This window comes from Actinomadura alba, from assembly GCF_014323705.1.
In the GTDB taxonomy this organism is placed as follows: domain Bacteria; phylum Actinomycetota; class Actinomycetes; order Streptosporangiales; family Streptosporangiaceae; genus Actinomadura_C; species Actinomadura_C alba.
Genome location: NZ_JABVEC010000011.1, coordinates 190274 through 207168 on the forward strand (window position 1 = coordinate 190274; position 16895 = coordinate 207168).

10 protein-coding genes and 1 pseudogene are annotated in these 16895 nt (G+C 70.8%); 9 read left to right on the top strand and 2 right to left on the bottom strand.

From position 1 onward, the window contains the following. Positions 1 to 23 precede the first annotated feature (23 nt). Positions 24 to 3566: a transcription-repair coupling factor gene (mfd, locus tag HKK74_RS16935; protein ID WP_187244178.1), complete on the bottom strand. Its 3543-nt coding sequence runs from the start codon at positions 3564 to 3566 to the stop codon at positions 24 to 26. Between the two features lie 324 nt (positions 3567 to 3890). On the opposite strand from mfd, the gene HKK74_RS16940 reads away from it, so the two are divergent. After that, positions 3891 to 4706 (top strand): class I SAM-dependent methyltransferase, encoded by an 816-nt coding sequence (locus HKK74_RS16940; RefSeq protein ID WP_312881547.1) that lies wholly within the window; start codon positions 3891 to 3893, stop codon positions 4704 to 4706. Between the two features lie 123 nt (positions 4707 to 4829). After that, positions 4830 to 6440 carry an adenylyl-sulfate kinase gene (cysC, locus tag HKK74_RS16945; RefSeq protein ID WP_187244179.1) on the top strand — a complete coding sequence of 537 codons (1611 nt, stop codon included), beginning with the start codon at positions 4830 to 4832 and terminating at the stop codon, positions 6438 to 6440. Between the two features lie 62 nt (positions 6441 to 6502). Here the strand turns inward: cysC and HKK74_RS41445 are convergent. Further along, positions 6503 to 7426: pseudogene (locus HKK74_RS41445) on the bottom strand (phosphatase PAP2 family protein); the annotation flags it as partial. On the opposite strand from HKK74_RS41445, the gene HKK74_RS16950 reads away from it, so the two are divergent. The 7 genes from HKK74_RS16950 (at position 7410) to HKK74_RS16980 (ending at position 16859) form a co-directional block, all read left to right on the top strand. Next, positions 7410 to 8678, top strand: a complete 1269-nt coding sequence (locus tag HKK74_RS16950) for a hypothetical protein (RefSeq protein WP_187244180.1) — start codon at positions 7410 to 7412, stop codon at positions 8676 to 8678. The pseudogene HKK74_RS41445 and the gene HKK74_RS16950 sit on opposite strands and share 17 nt — an antisense overlap. 108 nt (positions 8679 to 8786) lie before the next feature. After that, on the top strand, positions 8787 to 9944 hold the full coding sequence (locus tag HKK74_RS16955; RefSeq protein ID WP_187244181.1) for a glycoside hydrolase family 26 protein: 1158 nt from the start codon (positions 8787 to 8789) through the stop codon (positions 9942 to 9944). Between the two features lie 160 nt (positions 9945 to 10104). Continuing rightward, positions 10105 to 11502, top strand: coding sequence for a hypothetical protein (locus tag HKK74_RS16960; protein ID WP_312881548.1), 1398 nt, complete (start codon positions 10105 to 10107; stop codon positions 11500 to 11502). After that, positions 11499 to 12689, top strand: a complete 1191-nt coding sequence (locus HKK74_RS16965; protein ID WP_187244182.1) for a phosphotransferase — start codon at positions 11499 to 11501, stop codon at positions 12687 to 12689. Before HKK74_RS16960 ends, HKK74_RS16965 begins: the two co-directional genes overlap by 4 nt. Beyond that, a complete protein-coding gene (locus HKK74_RS16970) occupies positions 12686 to 13555 on the top strand; it encodes a sulfotransferase domain-containing protein (RefSeq protein WP_187244183.1) in 870 nt (289 codons plus the stop codon). The genes HKK74_RS16965 and HKK74_RS16970 overlap by 4 nt, the downstream gene beginning before the upstream one ends. A gap of 7 nt (positions 13556 to 13562) precedes the next feature. Beyond that, on the top strand, positions 13563 to 15041 hold the full coding sequence (locus HKK74_RS16975) for a GumC domain-containing protein (protein WP_187244184.1): 1479 nt from the start codon (positions 13563 to 13565) through the stop codon (positions 15039 to 15041). A 102-nt stretch (positions 15042 to 15143) separates the two neighbouring features. Continuing rightward, a complete protein-coding gene (locus HKK74_RS16980) occupies positions 15144 to 16859 on the top strand; it encodes a tyrosine-protein kinase domain-containing protein (protein WP_187244185.1) in 1716 nt (571 codons plus the stop codon). The last annotated feature ends 36 nt before the right edge of the window (positions 16860 to 16895 follow it).

A 16895-nucleotide genomic window follows, 5' to 3' on the forward strand; every position in this document is an offset into this window, starting at 1 on the left:
CACGATCACCGGTGGGAATGAGTCTAGTTTCCCGAAGTGACCGGTTCGAGCAGGAGCGCTTCCACGAGGTCGGTGCACCACGCCAGCAGTTCCTGGTCGCGGAGCGGGCGGCCGCCGAGCGGGGCCGTCTTGGGGGCCGGCACCAGCAGGGTCCGCTGAGCCGGCTTGAGCAGGCTCTTCGGATACAGCCGCTGCAACCGTACCTGCTTGGAGTCCGGCAGCTCGACCGGCGCGAACTTGATGTGGTTGCCCTGGAGGGTCACGTCGGTGAGCCCGGCCCGGCGCGCCTTCGCCCGGAACCTCGCCACCTCGAGCAGGTTCAGCACGGCCACCGGCAGCGGCCCGAACCTGTCCTTCAGCTCCTCGTGCACCGCGGTGATCTCATCGGCCGACTCGATGCCGGCGATGCGCCGGTAGGCCTCCAGCCGCAGCCGCTCGCCCGGCACGTACTCGTGCGGCACATGCGCGTCGATCGGCAGCTCGACCTTCACCTCGGCCGTCTCGGCCGGGCCCTCGTGGCGCAGCTCCCGGACCGCCTCGCCCACCATCCGGACGTAGAGGTCGAAGCCGACGCCCGCGACGTGGCCGGACTGCTCGGCGCCGAGGATGTTGCCGGCGCCGCGGATCTCCAGGTCCTTCATCGCGACGAACATCCCGGCGCCCATCTCCGTGTGCTGCGCGATGGTCGCCAGCCGCTCGTGCGCGGTCTCGGTCAGCGGCACCTCGGGCGGGTAGAGGAAATAGGCGTAGGCCCGCTCACGACCTCGGCCGACCCGCCCGCGCAACTGGTGCAGCTGCGAGAGGCCGTACGTGTCCGCACGGTCGACGATCAGCGTGTTGGCGTTGGGGATGTCCAGGCCGCTCTCGACGATCGTCGTGGCGACGAGAACGTCGTAGTTCTTCTCCCAGAAGTCCACCATGACCTGCTCGAGCTGCTGCTCGTTCATCTGGCCGTGCGCCGTCGCGATGCGCGCCTCGGGCACCAGCTCGCGCAGCGTCTGCGCGACCCGGTCGATCGACCGGACCCGGTTGTGCACGAAGAACACCTGGCCCTCGCGGAGCAGCTCGCGCCGGATGGCCGCGGCGATCTGCTTCTCGTCGTAGGGACCGACGAACGTGAGTACGGGATGGCGCTCCTCGGGCGGCGTCAGGATCGTCGACATCTCGCGGATGCCGGTCAGGCCCATCTCGAGCGTCCGCGGGATCGGGGTGGCCGACATGGCCAGCACGTCCACCTGCGTCCGCAGCCGCTTGAGCTCCTCCTTGTGCTCGACGCCGAACCGCTGCTCCTCGTCGATGATGACCAGGCCGAGCGACTTGAACCTGCTCTGCGACGACAGCAGCCGATGCGTGCCGATCACGACGTCGACGATGCCCTCGGCCGCGCCGCGCAGGGTCTCGGCGACCTCGGCGTCGGTCTGGAACCGCGACACCGGCTTGACCACGACCGGGAAGGCGTTGAACCGCTCGCTGAACGTCGACATGTGCTGCTGTACGAGCAGCGTCGTCGGCACGAGCACCGCCACCTGCTTGCCGTCCTGCGCGGCCTTGAACGCGGCCCGGACGGCGATCTCGGTCTTGCCGTACCCGACGTCGCCGCAGATCAGCCGGTCCATCGGGACCGGCTTCTCCATGTCGCGCTTGACCTCTTCGATCGCGCCGAGCTGGTCGGGCGTCTCGACGTAGGGGAAGGCGTCCTCGAGCTCGCGCTGCCACGGCGTGTCAGGGCCGAACGCGATGCCGGGCGACGCCATCCGGGCCGAGTAGAGCCGGATCAGCTCGCCGGCGATCTGCTTGACCGCCTTGCGCGCGCGCCCCTTGGCCTTCTGCCAGTCGGCGCCGCCGAGCCGGTGCAGCGACGGCGACTCGCCGCCCACGTAGCGGGTGATCTCCTCGAGCTGGTCGGTCGGCACGAAGAGCCGGTCGCCCTTGGCGTACTCGATGATCAGATACTCCCGGGTGGCGCCCTGCACGGTGCGGCTGACCATCTCGACGTAGCGGCCGACGCCGTGCTGCTCGTGCACCACGTAGTCGCCGGTGCGCAGCTGCAACGGGTCGATCCCGCCACGCCGGCGCGACGGCATCCGCCGCATGTCCTTGGTGGACGACCGCTGACCGGACAGGTCGGTCTCGGTGAGCACCGCCAGCCTGACCGCGTCCCAGACGAACCCGTTCTCCAGCCGTCCGGTGGCGACGTGCACGATCGACGCCTCGGGCGGGCCTGGCAGGTCGGCGAGCCGCGCGCCGAGCCCCTCCTCGCGGACGACCTCGGCGAGCCGCTCGGCCGGGCCGTGCCCCTCGGTGAGCAGCACGACGTGCCACCCGTCGTGGATCCACCGCTTGACGTCGTCCATCACCTTCGTGGTGTCGCCGCGGTAGGCCTCGGCCGCGTGCGCCCCGATGACGGCCACGAGGTCGCTGGACTCTTCGGTGGCCTGCTCCTCGTCCGCGGGCCCGAACGGCGTGACGCTCCACCACGGCAGGTCGAGCTCGGCGGCTCGGTCGCGGATCTCCGCCAGGTCCTTGTACGCCGCCGCGCCGAGGTCGATCGGCGCCTCGCCGCCGGCCGCCGCGTTGACCCACGACGCCTCCAGGAACTCCTGGCTGGTCCGTACGAGCTCGACCGCGCGGGTCCGGAGCCGCTCGGGGTCGCAGGCGAGGACGTAGGAGCCCTTCGGCAACAGGTCGAGCAGCAGCTCCATGTGGTCGGCGAGTACGGGAGAGAAGGCCTCCATGCCCTCGACGGTGTCGCCGTCGGCGAGCCGGCCGAGGATGTCCACCAGCGAAGGGTGCTCCTCGGCGAGCCGCTTGGCGCGTTCGCGTACCTCTGGGGTGAGCAGGAGCTCGCGGCAGGGCGGTGCCCACAGGCCCTCCTGCGCGACCTCGAGCGACCGCTGGTCGGCGGCCTTGAAGTAACGGACCTCCTCGACCGTGTCGCCCCAGAACTCCACCCGCAGCGGGTGCTCCTCGGTGGGCGGGAACACGTCGAGGATGCCCCCGCGCACGGCGATCTCACCGCGCTTCTCGACCAGGTCGACCCGGTGGTAGCCGGCGTCGACCAGCCGCTTCACCACGTCGTCGAGCCCGGTCTCGTCGCCCGTGCGCAGCCGTACCGGCTCGAGCTCGCCGAGGCCGGACACGATCGGCTGCAGCACGGCGCGCACCGGCGTGACGACGACCCGCAGCGGTCCCGCGGCGGGGTCGGACGGGTCGGGGTTGGCGAGCCGGCGCAGTACGGCGAGGCGTTGCCCGACGGTGTCGGAGCGCGGCGACAGCCGCTCGTGCGGCAGTGTCTCCCAGGCCGGGAAGTGCGCGACCGCGGCCGGGTCGAGCAGGCTGGTGAGCGCGGCGGTCAGATCCTCCGCCTCGCGGCCGGTCGCGGTGACGGCGATCACGGTGCCGTCGGTACCGCCGATCTCGGCCGCGAGCGCGGCGGCCAGGACCGGCCGCAGGGACGTCGGCGCGACGAGGTCATATGTGGGGGCGGCCCCGGCGCGCGCCGCGTCCAGGGCACGCCGCAGGGCGGGGTCGGAGCGGGTGAGATCAAGGAGTCCGGAAAGCGTCATTTCTGCCAGGGTATTCCTGCCGAGGTCAGGCGGGGCGGCGCGCCGTCGGCGCAGCCCGGACCGCCTGGGAACCGGATGGGCCGGGGATCGGCACCAGCCTACGCCGCCCGGCCACGGCCCCGGTCTCCGTATGGGCCTCCGGGCAAGTCTCCGGGCAAGTCGCCGGGCAAGTCGCCGGGCAAGTCGCCGTGCACGTCGCCCGCGGGTCGCTCCGCACATCGCCCCACGTGACCCCGCGCACATCGCGCACGGGCCCGGCCACAGACACGTCAAGGAGGCGCAAATGACGGACACTCCGCTGTCATCTGGCTACGCTGCGATACCGTGACCGATCTGCGTACGCCGCCGGTCAACGACGGCGAGTCAACCGGGCCCCGCCACCCGACCCGGCTGTTCTCACAGCGCGCCCGCGAATACGCCTACCACAAGCCCCTGCAGCGCATTCAGGTGCTCGAGGCGGGCTGCGGCTGGGGGAACGGCCTCGATCTCGGGGAGAAGGAGCGGCACGTCACCGGCGTCGACGTCGACACGCCTGCCGTTCGCGCGCACACCAGCGGCCGGGCCGACCTCGACGCCTGGCACCTCGGTGACCTGCGCACCGTGCCCATGCCACCGCGCATGTACGACATCGTGCACGCGCACTTCCTCATCGACCGGGTCGCACACGCCGAGCTCGTGCTCGACCGGTTCGTCGCCGCGTTGAAGCCCGGCGGGCTGCTGCTCATGCGGTTCCGCGACCGCGACACCGCCTTCGGCTTCGTCGACCGCGTGCTGCCGCGCTGGCTGCGCGCGCTGGCGTGGCAGGTGCTGTCCCGGCGCGCCGGCGACGTCCCGGGCCCCGGTGCCCGTCCGGACGCGGCGGACGCCCCGCTCGGCCCTGACGGCACGCCCCCGCCCGCGGTGTACGAGACCATCGCCTCGCTCAGCGGCATGCAGTGGTACTGCGTGATGCGCGGTCTGATGATCGCTGAGGAGTACACCTCGCTCGACACCGTGGCCGCCTTCGGCCGCTGGAGCCACTTCGTCAACGGCCTCTGCCGGGCGGTCGCGGGCATGTCCCGAGGGCGGCTGACCGCCGAGCACAGCGAGATCACACTGGTCATCCGCAAGCCCGAGAACCGGCTCGCCCGCGTCATCTGACATCTCCCGGGATCACGGTGTTCGGGGTGAGACCTCCCATTGTGTTCCCTGGATGTGCGCCAGGGCCTGACCAGCATTAACGTGTGGAAGGTTGGACCTGTGCTGAGCTGAGCGGAGAGTCATGTGACCGCCGAACACAACTTTTCCGACCTGCCGACGTGGGCGCCCGACTTCGCCGAGCTGGCGGACCTCGAGCTGCTGCTGTCCGGGGCCTTCGCTCCCCTGACCGGTTTCCTCGGCTCGATCGACACCGCCGCGGTCATCGCGGGCGGCCGGCTGGCCGACGGCACGCCATGGCCGGTCCCGATCGTGTTGACGGTGCCCGAGGAGCTCACCAAGGAAGAGCGGCTCATCCTGCAGGACCCCGAGGGGCTTCCGCTGGCCGTCCTGCGCGTCACCGAGGCGTGGCACGACGCCGCGACGGGCACGCACCGGCTCGCGGGCCCGGTCAAGGCGCTCCGCGATCCCGCGCACGGGCCCTTCCGCGGCCTGCGCCGCCGGCCCGCCGACCTCGCGTTCACCGACGACGGCGCGTCCGCCCCGGCCGTGGAGACCGCGACGGTCCCCGGAGCGCCGGCCACGGCGTGTCCGGTGCTGGCGGTGGCCACCCGTGAACCCCTGCACCGCCGCCAACTGGGCCAGCTCAAGCAGGTCACCGAGAAGCTCACCGCCGGGGTGGGCCTGCGGCCGCCGAACGGCATCGACGGCGTGCGGGTCCTCGTCCTGGCGCTCATGTCCGACGAGCACGAAGACGCGCTCGTGCGCGCGCTGCTGGCCGTGCGCCGCGAACTGCCGGAGGGCGCGCTCATCGTGCCGGTGCCGCTGACCAGACGTACGGATCCCGTTCGCGACCTCCGCCTGCGCTCCCATGTGGCGGAGGCGTACGGCGCCACGCACCTGTTCGGCGACCCGGCCGAGGTGGACGAGGCGGCGGGCGCCCTGGCGGCGAACGGGCTCGGCGCCGAGACGTACGGCACCGCCATCCCGCTGATCGTGCCCGAGCCCTGGGCCTACGACGCCGACGTCGAGGTCTGGCGGCCGGTCGCCAAGATCGAAGCCGACCACGCCAGAGTCGAGCTGACCCGGACCGACGTCGACGAGATGCTCGACCGGGGCGACCCGATCCCCGAGTGGTTCACCCCGCCGGCCGTCGCGACCGAGTTGGCCGCCGCCCGGCCGCCGCGCCACCGCCGGGGCGTCACGGTCTTCTTCACCGGCCTGTCCGGTTCGGGCAAGTCGACGATCGCACGCGGGCTCACCGACGCCCTCATCGAGCGGACCTCCCGCACGGTGAGCCTGCTCGACGGTGATGTCGTGCGCCGGTTGCTGTCCGCCGGGCTGACCTTCTCGAAGACCGACCGTGACCTCAACGTCCGCCGGATCGGCTACGTCGCCGCCGAGGTGACCCGCCATGGCGGCGTGGCCGTCTGTGCGCCGATCGCCCCCTATGCCGCGACCCGCGCGCAGGTACGCCGGATGGTGTCCGCCACCGGCGACTTCCTGCTGATCCACGTGGCCACGCCGCTGGCGGAGTGCGAGCGCCGCGATCGCAAGGGTCTCTACGCCAAGGCGCGCGCGGGACTCGTTCCCGAGTTCACCGGGATCTCCGACCCCTACGAGGAGCCGGACGACGCCGATCTGGTGCTCGACACCTCCGCCTGCACGCCGGAGGAGGCCGTCACCGCGGTGCTCGAGTTGCTGACCGCCGGAGGCTGGGTCCGCTCCGCGTCCTGATCCGGGCCCTGGCCGGTTCCGGCCGGGAGCAGGGCCCGGCCCGCGAAGACGGCGACGCCGAGCAGCATGACTCCTACGGCCCAGCCCCCAAGGACATCGGTCACCCAGTGCTTGTTGAGATAGGTCCGGCTGTAGCCCTCGACGAACGCCAGCGTGGCGATCAGCGCCCAGCCGAGACCTTGCCAGCGGCGGCCGGCGCGAGTGTAGGCCAACACCAGGAAGACCACCGACCCGTAGATGACGACGGTGCGCACGCAGCCCCCGGACGGGTAGGTGCCGAGGGTGGTCGGGGGGTGGCCACGGTCGACGATCTTCGCCAGCCCCGCCTGTGCGTACTTCTGCACGACGATCACAGACCCGATCAGGACGGGCGGAACCCAGCGGCGGCTCGGCGCCAGGAGCATAAGGCCGACCGCTGCCACCACTCCGAACCCGCGAGTCTGCGGAATGTTCCCCACCTGACCGACGACATTCATCACGTGCGCCCAGTTCGGCTCGTGAATCCGTTCGACCCAATGGAAGACCGGCCAGTCCACCGGGCCCTCGATCAATGCCAGTGCCTCGCCCAGGGCGAGGCCCGCGGCCGTCGACAGGAAGATGCCTGCACCGAAGAACAACACGAAGCCGCCGACCGGGCCGAGCGTGGCGACCGCCTGCGCCCTCGCCTCGCCGAGCGGGCGGGTCCAGGAGGCGAGCCGCCCGCCACGGTCAGCCGGTCGGCCGAAGCACAGGGCGAAAAACAGGAAGACCAATGGTGCGCCCAGCACCCCGGCCAGAATGCCCACGATCATCCGCAGAGTGTCGCACGAGGACCTGGCCCATGGCGATTGAGTGACATTAAGGCGGTGTTTCCCCAAAGCCGCGCGGGGGAGCGCGCATGACATCTCGATCACGCAAACACGCGTTCTACACAGTCGGATATGTGCCATCATCATGAACTCTTGCCAGTCGCCCCTTAAGGAAACACACATGCGCCGACGTCTCATCGCGGTGGCGACCGCAGCTCTAGTCAGCACCCTGAGCGTGATCCCGGCCGCGAACGCGGACCTGAAGCAGTCCGCGGTGGTCTCGGCCAACCCGTCCAACTCCACCCCCCACGTCCTCGACGGCACCGTACGGGCGATCGCGGTCGTCGGCACCAAGGTCGTCGTAGGCGGCAACTTCGAGAAGGTGCGCGAAGCGGGCACGGGCAAGCCCGAGATCGCGCGTCACAACATCTTCGCCTTCGACGCGGCGACCGGGAAGGTCGACGCGACCTTCAAGCCGAAGCTCGACGGCACCGTCTACGCCCTGCAGCCGGGACCGTCCAACACCGTCTACGCCGGCGGCTCGTTCGCCTTCGTCAACGGCGTCGGGCTCGGGGCCCTCGCCCAGCTCAAGGTTCCCGCGGGCACGGCCGTCACCACCTTCAAGCCGAGGGTCGGCGGTGGCCTGGTGTTCACGATGGTCCGGCGCAACGCCAACATCTACATCGGCGGCAAGTTCACCAAGGTGGCCACCAAGCCCCGCACGATGCTCGCCCGGGTCAACGCCACGACCGGGGCCGTCGACGACAACTTCAACCTGGCCGTGAGCACGCCGCGACAGGGTGAGCTAAAGGTCTTCAACCTCGCGGTGAACCCGCAGGACACCCGGCTGCTCATCAACGGCACGTTCACCAAGGTGGCCGGCCAGCGCCGCTACCAGATCGCGATGATCGACACCACCAAGAAGCCGGTCGCGCTGACCACCTGGGCGACCGAGCGTTACGCCACCCCCTGCAACATCAACGCCTTCGACACCTACATGCGCGGCATGGACTTCGCTCCCGACGGCTCGTACTTCGTGGTGGTCACCACGGGCGGCCCCGGCGGCACCACGCAGCTGTGCGACACCGCGGCCCGCTGGGAGACGGCCAAGACCGGTTCCGGCCAGCAGCCCACCTGGGTCAACTACACCGGCGGCGACACGCTGCTGTCGGTGTCGGTCACTGGGGCGGCGGTCTACGTCGGAGGTCACCAGCGCTGGCAGGACAACCCGCAGGGCCGCGACTTTGCCGGACCAGGCGCGGTGTCCCGGCCGGGCATCGCCGCCCTCGAACCGCTCAAGGGCAAGGCGCTGGCCTGGAACCCGACCCGCACGCGCGGACACGGCGTCGAGGCGCTCGTGGCCACGCCGACCGGGCTGTGGGTCGGTAGTGACACCGACCAGCTCGGCAAGGAGTACCACGGCAGGGTCGGGTTCTTCCCGCTCCCCTGAGCCGCAGCCGACGAGGTGGCCACCGAGTTCACTCGGTGGCCACTGGCGTTTCACCAGATTGTCGATCCGAGTGGCCTAGCCGACGCGGCAAAACTATGATTCACCGCCATGACTGCCCCAAAGAACCCCCGCCGGCCGGTACCGGGAAGACCCCGCCGGTCGGCGCCGAAGAGCCGCACATGGCTATGGGCAGGCATCGCCGCGGCGGGCGCGCTGGCCTGTGCAGTGGCCATCGGTGTCGCCGTCATCGACACCGGCTCGCCGACCGCGGCCGCGGGGCCGATCCGCTCCGGCCAGTCCGAGTCGAGCCCGGGCAGCGGCACCCCCGCCGGGAAGCCGCGCAAGTGCACGGTCTCGGCGCTGCTCGTGCCCTCGTGCGGCGCCTGGTGGGGGGTGACGCCGGGCGCCTTCAGCGGACAGCGGCCGCAGCCGGCGCTCAACACCTTCGAACGGCGTACCGGCCGCACCGTCGACATCTTCCACTACTTCCACAAGGGCAAGAAGCTCTTCCCTACCCCCGCCGAGATCGCCATCGCCCGGGAACCGGGCAAGAACCGCAAGCTGCTGCTGAACTGGAAGCCCGACGACGGCGAGTCGTGGGCGAAGGTGGCGAACGGCTCGATGGACGCGCACATCGACCGGTTGTCCGCGCACATCAAGGCCAACTACCGTGAGCGCTTCTGGCTCGTCCTGCACCACGAGCCCGAGGAGGAGGTACGGCTGCAGCCGGGCTCCGGCTACACGCCCGCCGACTACAGCAAGATGTTCCGCCGCGTCGTACAGCGATTCCGCAAGAACGGCGTGAAGAACGTGCTCTTCACGGTCGCCTACCGCGGCTACTCGAACTGGACCGTCAAACCCTGGTTCATGCAGCTCTACCCCGGTGCCGACGTGGTCGACTGGGTGGCGTTCGACCCCTACGTCAAGGGCCCGCAGACACCGGACTTCGCTTCGCTCATCGACAAGGCGGCACCGCTCGAACACGACCAGGGCTATCCGGGCTTCTACTCCTGGTCGCAGACCCGGATGCCGGGTAAGCCACTGATGATCGCCGAGTGGGGGATCCTGAACGAGAAGACCACTCCCGCCGAACGGGTCGCGTTCTTCCGCAGCGTCGGCGAGCAGATCAAGAACTATCCCCGGCTCAAGGCGCTGGTGTACTTCGAGGCGCCGCACGGCGGCCTGGGCGACTCGCAGGTGCACACCGACCCGGCCACGCTGCGCGCCTTCCGCTGGCTGGGCCGGCGGCCGCACTTCAACCCCTGATCAGAGGCGCCGCGCCCGGCCGGGTCTCCGCCGCACCCGGCCGGGTGCAGTGCCCGAGGGCGGTCCTCCGGCCGTCGGCGGTACAGTTCGCCCGGCGGGCGGGCTTGGCCGCCTCACGGCACGGACCAGACCTTCGCGGCGCAGAGACGGAATCCGGATTGTGACTCTCACGACACCCGCGATCGCCGAACCCACCCGGGAGAACGGCCCGGCCACCGCGGCGACACGGCACGAGGGGTCGCGCCGGCCACGCGCGGGCTGGCCGCTGGCCGTCGTGTTCCTCGGCTTTCCGTTGTGGTGGGTCCTCGGCCTGGGCGCGTTCATCTTCATGATCATGGCAGTGCCCATGGCGGTGTTCCTCTACCGCCGGCGCGCCACTCTGGTGGTCCCCCGGGGCTTTGGCGCCTGGCTGCTGTTCCTCGTCTGGGCCCTGCTTGGAGTGGCGGTCCTGTGGGCCGACGCCCCGGGGGCCGTCACGGGCGGCGGGTTCAGCCGGGTGCTCGTCTTCGGCTGGCGGATGACCTGGTACCTCTCGTGCACGATCGCCCTGCTGTACGTCGGCAATCTGCGTGAGGACGAGCTGCCCAGCGACCGGATCGGCCGGCTGCTCGGCTACATGTTCGTCGTCACCACCGCGGGCGGCCTGCTCGGGTCGTTCTTCCCACAGTTGCAGCTCACCTCGCTGATGGAGATCATCCTGCCGCAGGGACTCGCCACCAACGACTTCCTGCATGACGCGATCCATCCGAAGACCGCCACGATGGAGACCATCACCGGCGTCGTGCAGGCCCGCCCGATGGCCCCCTTCGCCTACGCCAACACCTGGGGCGCCGCCTACGCGTTCTTCCTGCCTTACTTCGGCATCACCTGGATCGTGCGAGGGAACAAGTGGCGGCGGCTGGCGGCCGGTCCGATCCTGCTGGTCTCGCTGTGGCCGGTGGTCTACTCCCTCGACCGCGGGCTGTGGGTCGCGCTCGGGCTCATGGCGGCGTTCGTCATGCTCAAGATGATCCTCTGGCGCGGTGGCAGGGCCATCGCGTGGACCCTGGTCGTCCTCGCGGTCGGCGGCGTGGTCTTCGCCGTGTCCCCGCTGCCCGGCTTGATCGAGAAACGGCTGGACAACCCGCACAGCAACAACCGCCGGTACCTGCTCACCGAGCAGACCATCCGCAGCACGCTGACCGGTTCGCCGGTCGTCGGGTTCGGGACCACCCGCAACGTGCAGGGCAACCTCGTGACGCTCGGCGGCGGCAGCCGCCCCGACTGCAAGGCATGCGGGGCACCGCCGCTGGGCACCCAGGGCCATCTGTGGTTGTTGATCTTTGCGAACGGTCTCGTCGGAGCCGCCGCGTTCCTGTTCTTCTTCGCCATACGATTTGTACGACATTGGCGGGATAGATCGGCCTATGGGATGGCCGGGTGTTGCGCGTTGCTGTCCTTCGGACTGTTCGCACTCATTTATGACCTGGTGGAGGTACCGCTGTACACCGTCATGATCGCGGTCGCGCTGATGTGGCGGGCCCAGCGCGACACCCTCAAGGCACGGGTGCGGCGATGACCGCGGAAGACTGGCTGGAGACGGTGGCGGTGCTGTGGCCCGGCGCGCGGGTCGATGTCGTGGGCCACGACGCGGCGGACGCCCGGCCCGGTCAACGGGAGTTCGCGTTCCTGCCGGACGCCGAACGCCCGCGGTTGCTGCTGCCGAGCAGCCCGCGCGCGGCCGCCACCGCGCTCCGCCGCTACAGCCATGATCTGACGATCCCGCAGCGGGTGTCGCGGAGCCTGGCCGCCACCGCCATGCGCACCGGCCTGCCGCAGCGGACACTGCGCGACCGGCTCCGGGTGGTCGAGGACGGCCGGAGCGGAAGCATCGAGGACCGGCTCGGCGGCATTCTGGGTGAACCGGTGGTCGTGAGCGTGGGCCTGGGCACTGCGCGGGCCAACCGCAAGCCGATCCTGCACGTGTTGAGCCGTACGGGGCGTCCGCTGGCATTCGTCAAGGTGGGCGACACCGGCACCGCCCGCGACCTGGTCGCCCAGGAGGCCGCGGCACTGGAGTTCCTCTCGAACACCGGGCTGGAGAGCGTCGCCGTCCCGCGGGTGCTGCACCACGGGCCCTGGAACGAATTGACGCTGCTGGTGCTCTCGCCCCTGCCCACGAGCGCCCGCGGCTGGCGGCCCCGCCGCAACGTGCCCGTCGCCGCCATGCGCGAGCTCTTCGCCGTCGCCGGAGTGGCGAGCGGCACGCTTGCCGGCAGCCGGTTCTGGACGCGTCTACGCGACGTCCCCGCGCGGGTGTCGGACGCCGAGGAGGCCGGCCGGCTGAACTCCGTGATCGACCGGGTCGGCCGTGCGTACGGCGATCAGCCCCTGCGGTTCGGTGCCTGGCACGGCGACTGGACGCCGTGGAACATGGCGTGGCACCGCGGCAAGGTACAACTCTGGGACTGGGAACGGTTCGCCCGCGACGTGCCGGCCGGTTTCGATCTGCTGCACTGCAACCTGCAAGAGGCGATGCGTACGGCACCCGGCCGGCCCTATGCCACCTGGCCGGTCGGCGGTATCCGCTCGCTGACCGAGTTCGGTGTGACCGGTCGCGCCGCGGCGGCGACGCTTGAGCTCTACTTCGTGGAGCTGTGCTGCCGGTACCTGCTCGCCGCCCAAGGCCCCACAGGCGCGCCCCTGCGCGACCAGGCCGACCGGTTGCTCTCGCTGCTCCAGATCAACGCCGGGAGAAGTGCATGATCACACGACGTGACGCGCCGCAGTGGGTGAAGGAAGCCGGGCGTGCGGCCAGCCGCAACGCCGGCCGGCTGACCTCGGGAGCGCGGATGCTGCCCGACTTCCTCCTGGTCGGTACGCAGCGGGGCGGCACCACCTCGCTCTTCCGGGCGCTGGCCGAGCACCCCGGCGTCGTGACGCCGAACTTCCACAAGGGCGTTCATTACTTCGACGTCATGTATCACCGCGGGCAGAGCTGGTACCAAGGGCACTTCCCGGTCCGGGCGGTGGCCCGGCGGCGGGCGGGCGACGGCACCGGCGCACCACTGGCCTTCGAGTCGGCCGGCTACTACATGCACCATCCGCTCGCACCCGGCCGCATCGCCCGTGATCTACCAGGGGTACGGCTCCTCACGATCCTGCGCGACCCCGTCGAGCGCGCGTACTCCGCCCACAAGCACGAACTGGCCCGTGGCTTCGAGACCGAACCCTTCGAGCGGGCGCTGGAGCTCGAGTCCGAACGACTCACGGGCGAGGTGGACCGGATCCGAGCCGAGCCCGGCTACCTCAGCCACAGCCACAGGCACCACTCATACGTCGATCGCGGCCAGTACGTCGAGCAACTCGAGGCGATCTTCCGGCTGTTCCCGCGAGAGCGGGTGCTCGTCATCTTCGCCGAGGACTTCTTCAGCGAACCCGAGACCTGTTACGACCGGGTCGTGGACTTCCTCGGGCTGGCCCACTGGCGCCCCGCCTCGTTCGAACGGCACAACGCCCGGCCCCGTTCTCCGATGCCCGAAGATCTCCGCAACAGCCTCACCGAGCACTTCCGGCCGTACGACGAAAGGCTCGCCGCGCTGCTCGGCGAAGTGCCGGCCTGGCGACGGTGAGCGGAGGATGACCGATCGCGCCGACACGCAAGTGCCCGCCGCCCCGAAGGCGGGCCCGGACGCCGTGCCGCTCGGTCGCTACAAAGCGTTCCTCCTGCGCAACGGAGCGATCGTCGCCGTGGCACTCGTCCTCGGCGTCTCGGCCGGAGCCCTGCGCACCGCCTTCTCCGATCGGACCTACACCACCCGGGTCGACATCTTCGCCCCGGCCGTCGCACTGCACTCCGGTGCGAGCCTGACCGCGATCCTTCCACCGTCGCCCGCTCCGGACGAGGACCGGCCGCCGCGCGAGTCGACCATGGACACCGAGGCCCGGCTGGCGTTGTCCGAGAAGGCGATCGCGCCGCTCGCCAAGGTGCGCGGCTTCCCGGACGACCGCGAGGCGTTGAGAGAGCGCGTAACCATCACCGTGCCGCCCTACACCCGCGTGCTCACCATCGAGGTCCGTGCCGGCGAGCCGAAGGCGGCGCGCGACGGCGCGCGCACGCTGGCGCGGAGTTACCTGGCCGTGCGCAGAGAGATCGTCGCCGGTATCCAGGCGCGGAACCGTCAGGCGGTCCAGCAGAACCTGAGTTTGCTCCGGGCCGAACTGCGCGCCATCAACGGAAAGCCCACCAACATCGCGAGGCTGACCGCCCGTAGCCGGGAACAGCTCATCCTGAAGCAGATCGGCGTGATGCAGAGGCAGCTGGCGCAGACCGAGGACAGGACACTGCTGTCCGGCGAGGTCATGAACAGCCCACAGGTGCCCCTGCGGGCCGACGACAGCCGCGGCGACGTGGCGCTGACCACGGGGCTGGGTGTCGGCCTGCTCACGGGCCTTCTGCTCGGCCTGGTCCAGGACCGGCGGCCGCGGCGCATCCGGACCGCCGCCGACCTCCGGCGGGCGGTCACCCTGCCCGTGCTCGCCGAGGTCAGCGACGGCCCGGACGGACTGCGCGACGCCTGCCGGAGACTTCGCAACGTCATCCGCGAGGAACAGGCGGCCACCGTCCTGCTCATCGGGGTGGCCGAGGCGCCCGCCGAGCGCGTGGCGCGCACGCTGGCGGCGGTGTGCGTCCAAGCCGACCTGTCGACCGCTCTCCTGCTGGTCGGCGCCGACCACGACCGGGTGGCCGGCGATGACACGGGGACGGGCGACGACACCGGCGGACGCGACGTGGGCGGCTCGCCGGCACCCGGCCGGCCCGGCGAGATCGAGGGCGTCATCATGCACGCGATCGCGTCCGGCGGAGACCGGCAGCTCTCGGCGGCCGTGCGCAAGGCGAGGCGGGACGCCGATCTCGTCATCATCACGGGGGCCGCGCTGCACAGCTCGGACACGGCCACGTTCGCGACGATCTGCGACCTCACGTTCCTCACGGTCGAACTCGGTCGCGTCTCCGCCGACGAGCTCATCTCGAGCACCGCCTATCTGGCGTACACCGCCGCTCCGGCCCGGGGACTCGTGCTGATCGCGTCTGAAGACGCGCGGAGGCGGCCGTGATCCGGAACCGACCGGGCCCGACGGCGGGCCCACTCCGGATAACCTGCTTGGAAGCAAATGGCCCTTACGGTTTCACCGTCGAGCACCCAGAGGGGACCTAACGTGGCGGTCGACCAGTCGGCGGAGGCACCGGGCCAGCTGGCCACCCTGTTGGCGCGGCACCGTGGGCTCATCGCGTTCATCGGCGCTCTCGGACTCTTGGCCGGGGTGGTGGTGGGCTACCTGATGCCGGCGTCCTACACCGCCACGGCGACCGTTCTGGTGACCCCGCTGGAGGGCAACCCCTACTCGCCGGTGGGCCGTGGCGACGACATCGTCAATCTCGGTACCGAGGCCCAGTTGGTCGGCACTGACGCCGTGGCCAGGCTGGCCCGTGGCCGGCTGCGCACCGGCGACCCGCGGGCGCTGCGCAGCAAGGTGTCGGTGGAGAACCCGCCCAACACCCAGGTACTCGACATCTCCTTCAGCGGCTCGAGCGCCGAGAAGGCCCGGGCCGGCGCTCAGGCATTCGCGGAGTCCTACCTCGAATACCGCAGGCAGCGCACGCAGAGCATCCTGGACGGCAAACTGGAGAAGCTGCGAGAGCAGCACAAGCGCGTGAGCCAGGAGATGCAGGCGGCGACCGCGAAGCTGCCCGCCTCGTCGGGCTCTCAGCGCACGTTCCTCAACCAGCGCATCCTCGCCTACACCAATCAGCTCGGCATCATCGATGAGCAGTCCAACGACATCGCGAGCACCACGGTCAACGCGGGGCAGGTCATCACGCCCGCGATCCGGCCGGGCAGTACCGGACGCATCACCGGCACGGTGCTGGGTGCCCTCGGCGGGTTGGTCGCCGCGCTGCTGCTCGGAGCCGGGATCGCGGTGGTCCGCGATCGTCTGGAACGCCGGGTCGCAGACGCGGACGCGCTGGAACGGCTGGGCCTGCGGGTGCTGTCGGTGATCCCGCCGCTCGAAGAGCCCGCAGAGGCGCTGGCGCTCGTCGACGCTCCCAAGAGCGAGGTCGGCGATGCCTACCGGCGGCTCCGCGCGGCCACCGTCGCGGCGTTGTCGGAGACTCCGGTCACCGTGATGGTGACCAGCGCGACCCCCCGCCGTACGGCCATGCTGACCAGCTCAAACCTGGCTCTCGCCCTTTCCTACGCCGGATCCGCCACGATCATGATCGACGCGGGAACGACGGGGATCGATTCGGCCGCCCTGTTCGGCTTGCGCAGCCCGAAGGGTCTGTCCGACACGCTCCTCGACGGTGTCGACCCCGCCACGCTGCTCGTGCACGGCGCGGCTCAGCTGCGGCTCCTGCCGCGCGGCAGCCACGCCGAGGAGTCCTCACAGCGGTTCAGCGGTCCCCGCATGCGCGACGCGGCGGCGGTCCTGCGCGAACGCGCCGACTTCGTCATCATCAACGGTCCGAGCCTGCACGACGCCGACGCGCAAGCGCTCTGCACTCTCGCCGACGCCGTCGTCCTCGTCGTGACGCCCGGCGTGACGACGCGCGACGACGTCGCCCAGGCGCGCACCGAGGTTCAGCGAGCCGGTAAGACCGTCATCGGCGCCGTGGTGGAGAGCCTCGAGATGGACCGCGTCCATCTGGCCGAAATGCGCCGCAATCCGGCGACCCGGCGTGACGCACGGACCGGGCAGTCCAGGCGTGGCGCCCCGGCGAGCTTCGGCGCTCCCGGCCAGCACCGGTCCGCCGATCCGCTCCTCGACCTGCCCGGAAGCCCGCACGTGCCGGGTCCGGCCGAAGCCGAGGAGATCCCCGGCGAGCCGCCCTCGGAGTGGGCGACCCGCCGGCCGTCCGAGCCCGGCGCGTAGGGGAACGACCGTCACATGAGCTCCACACGCATGGAG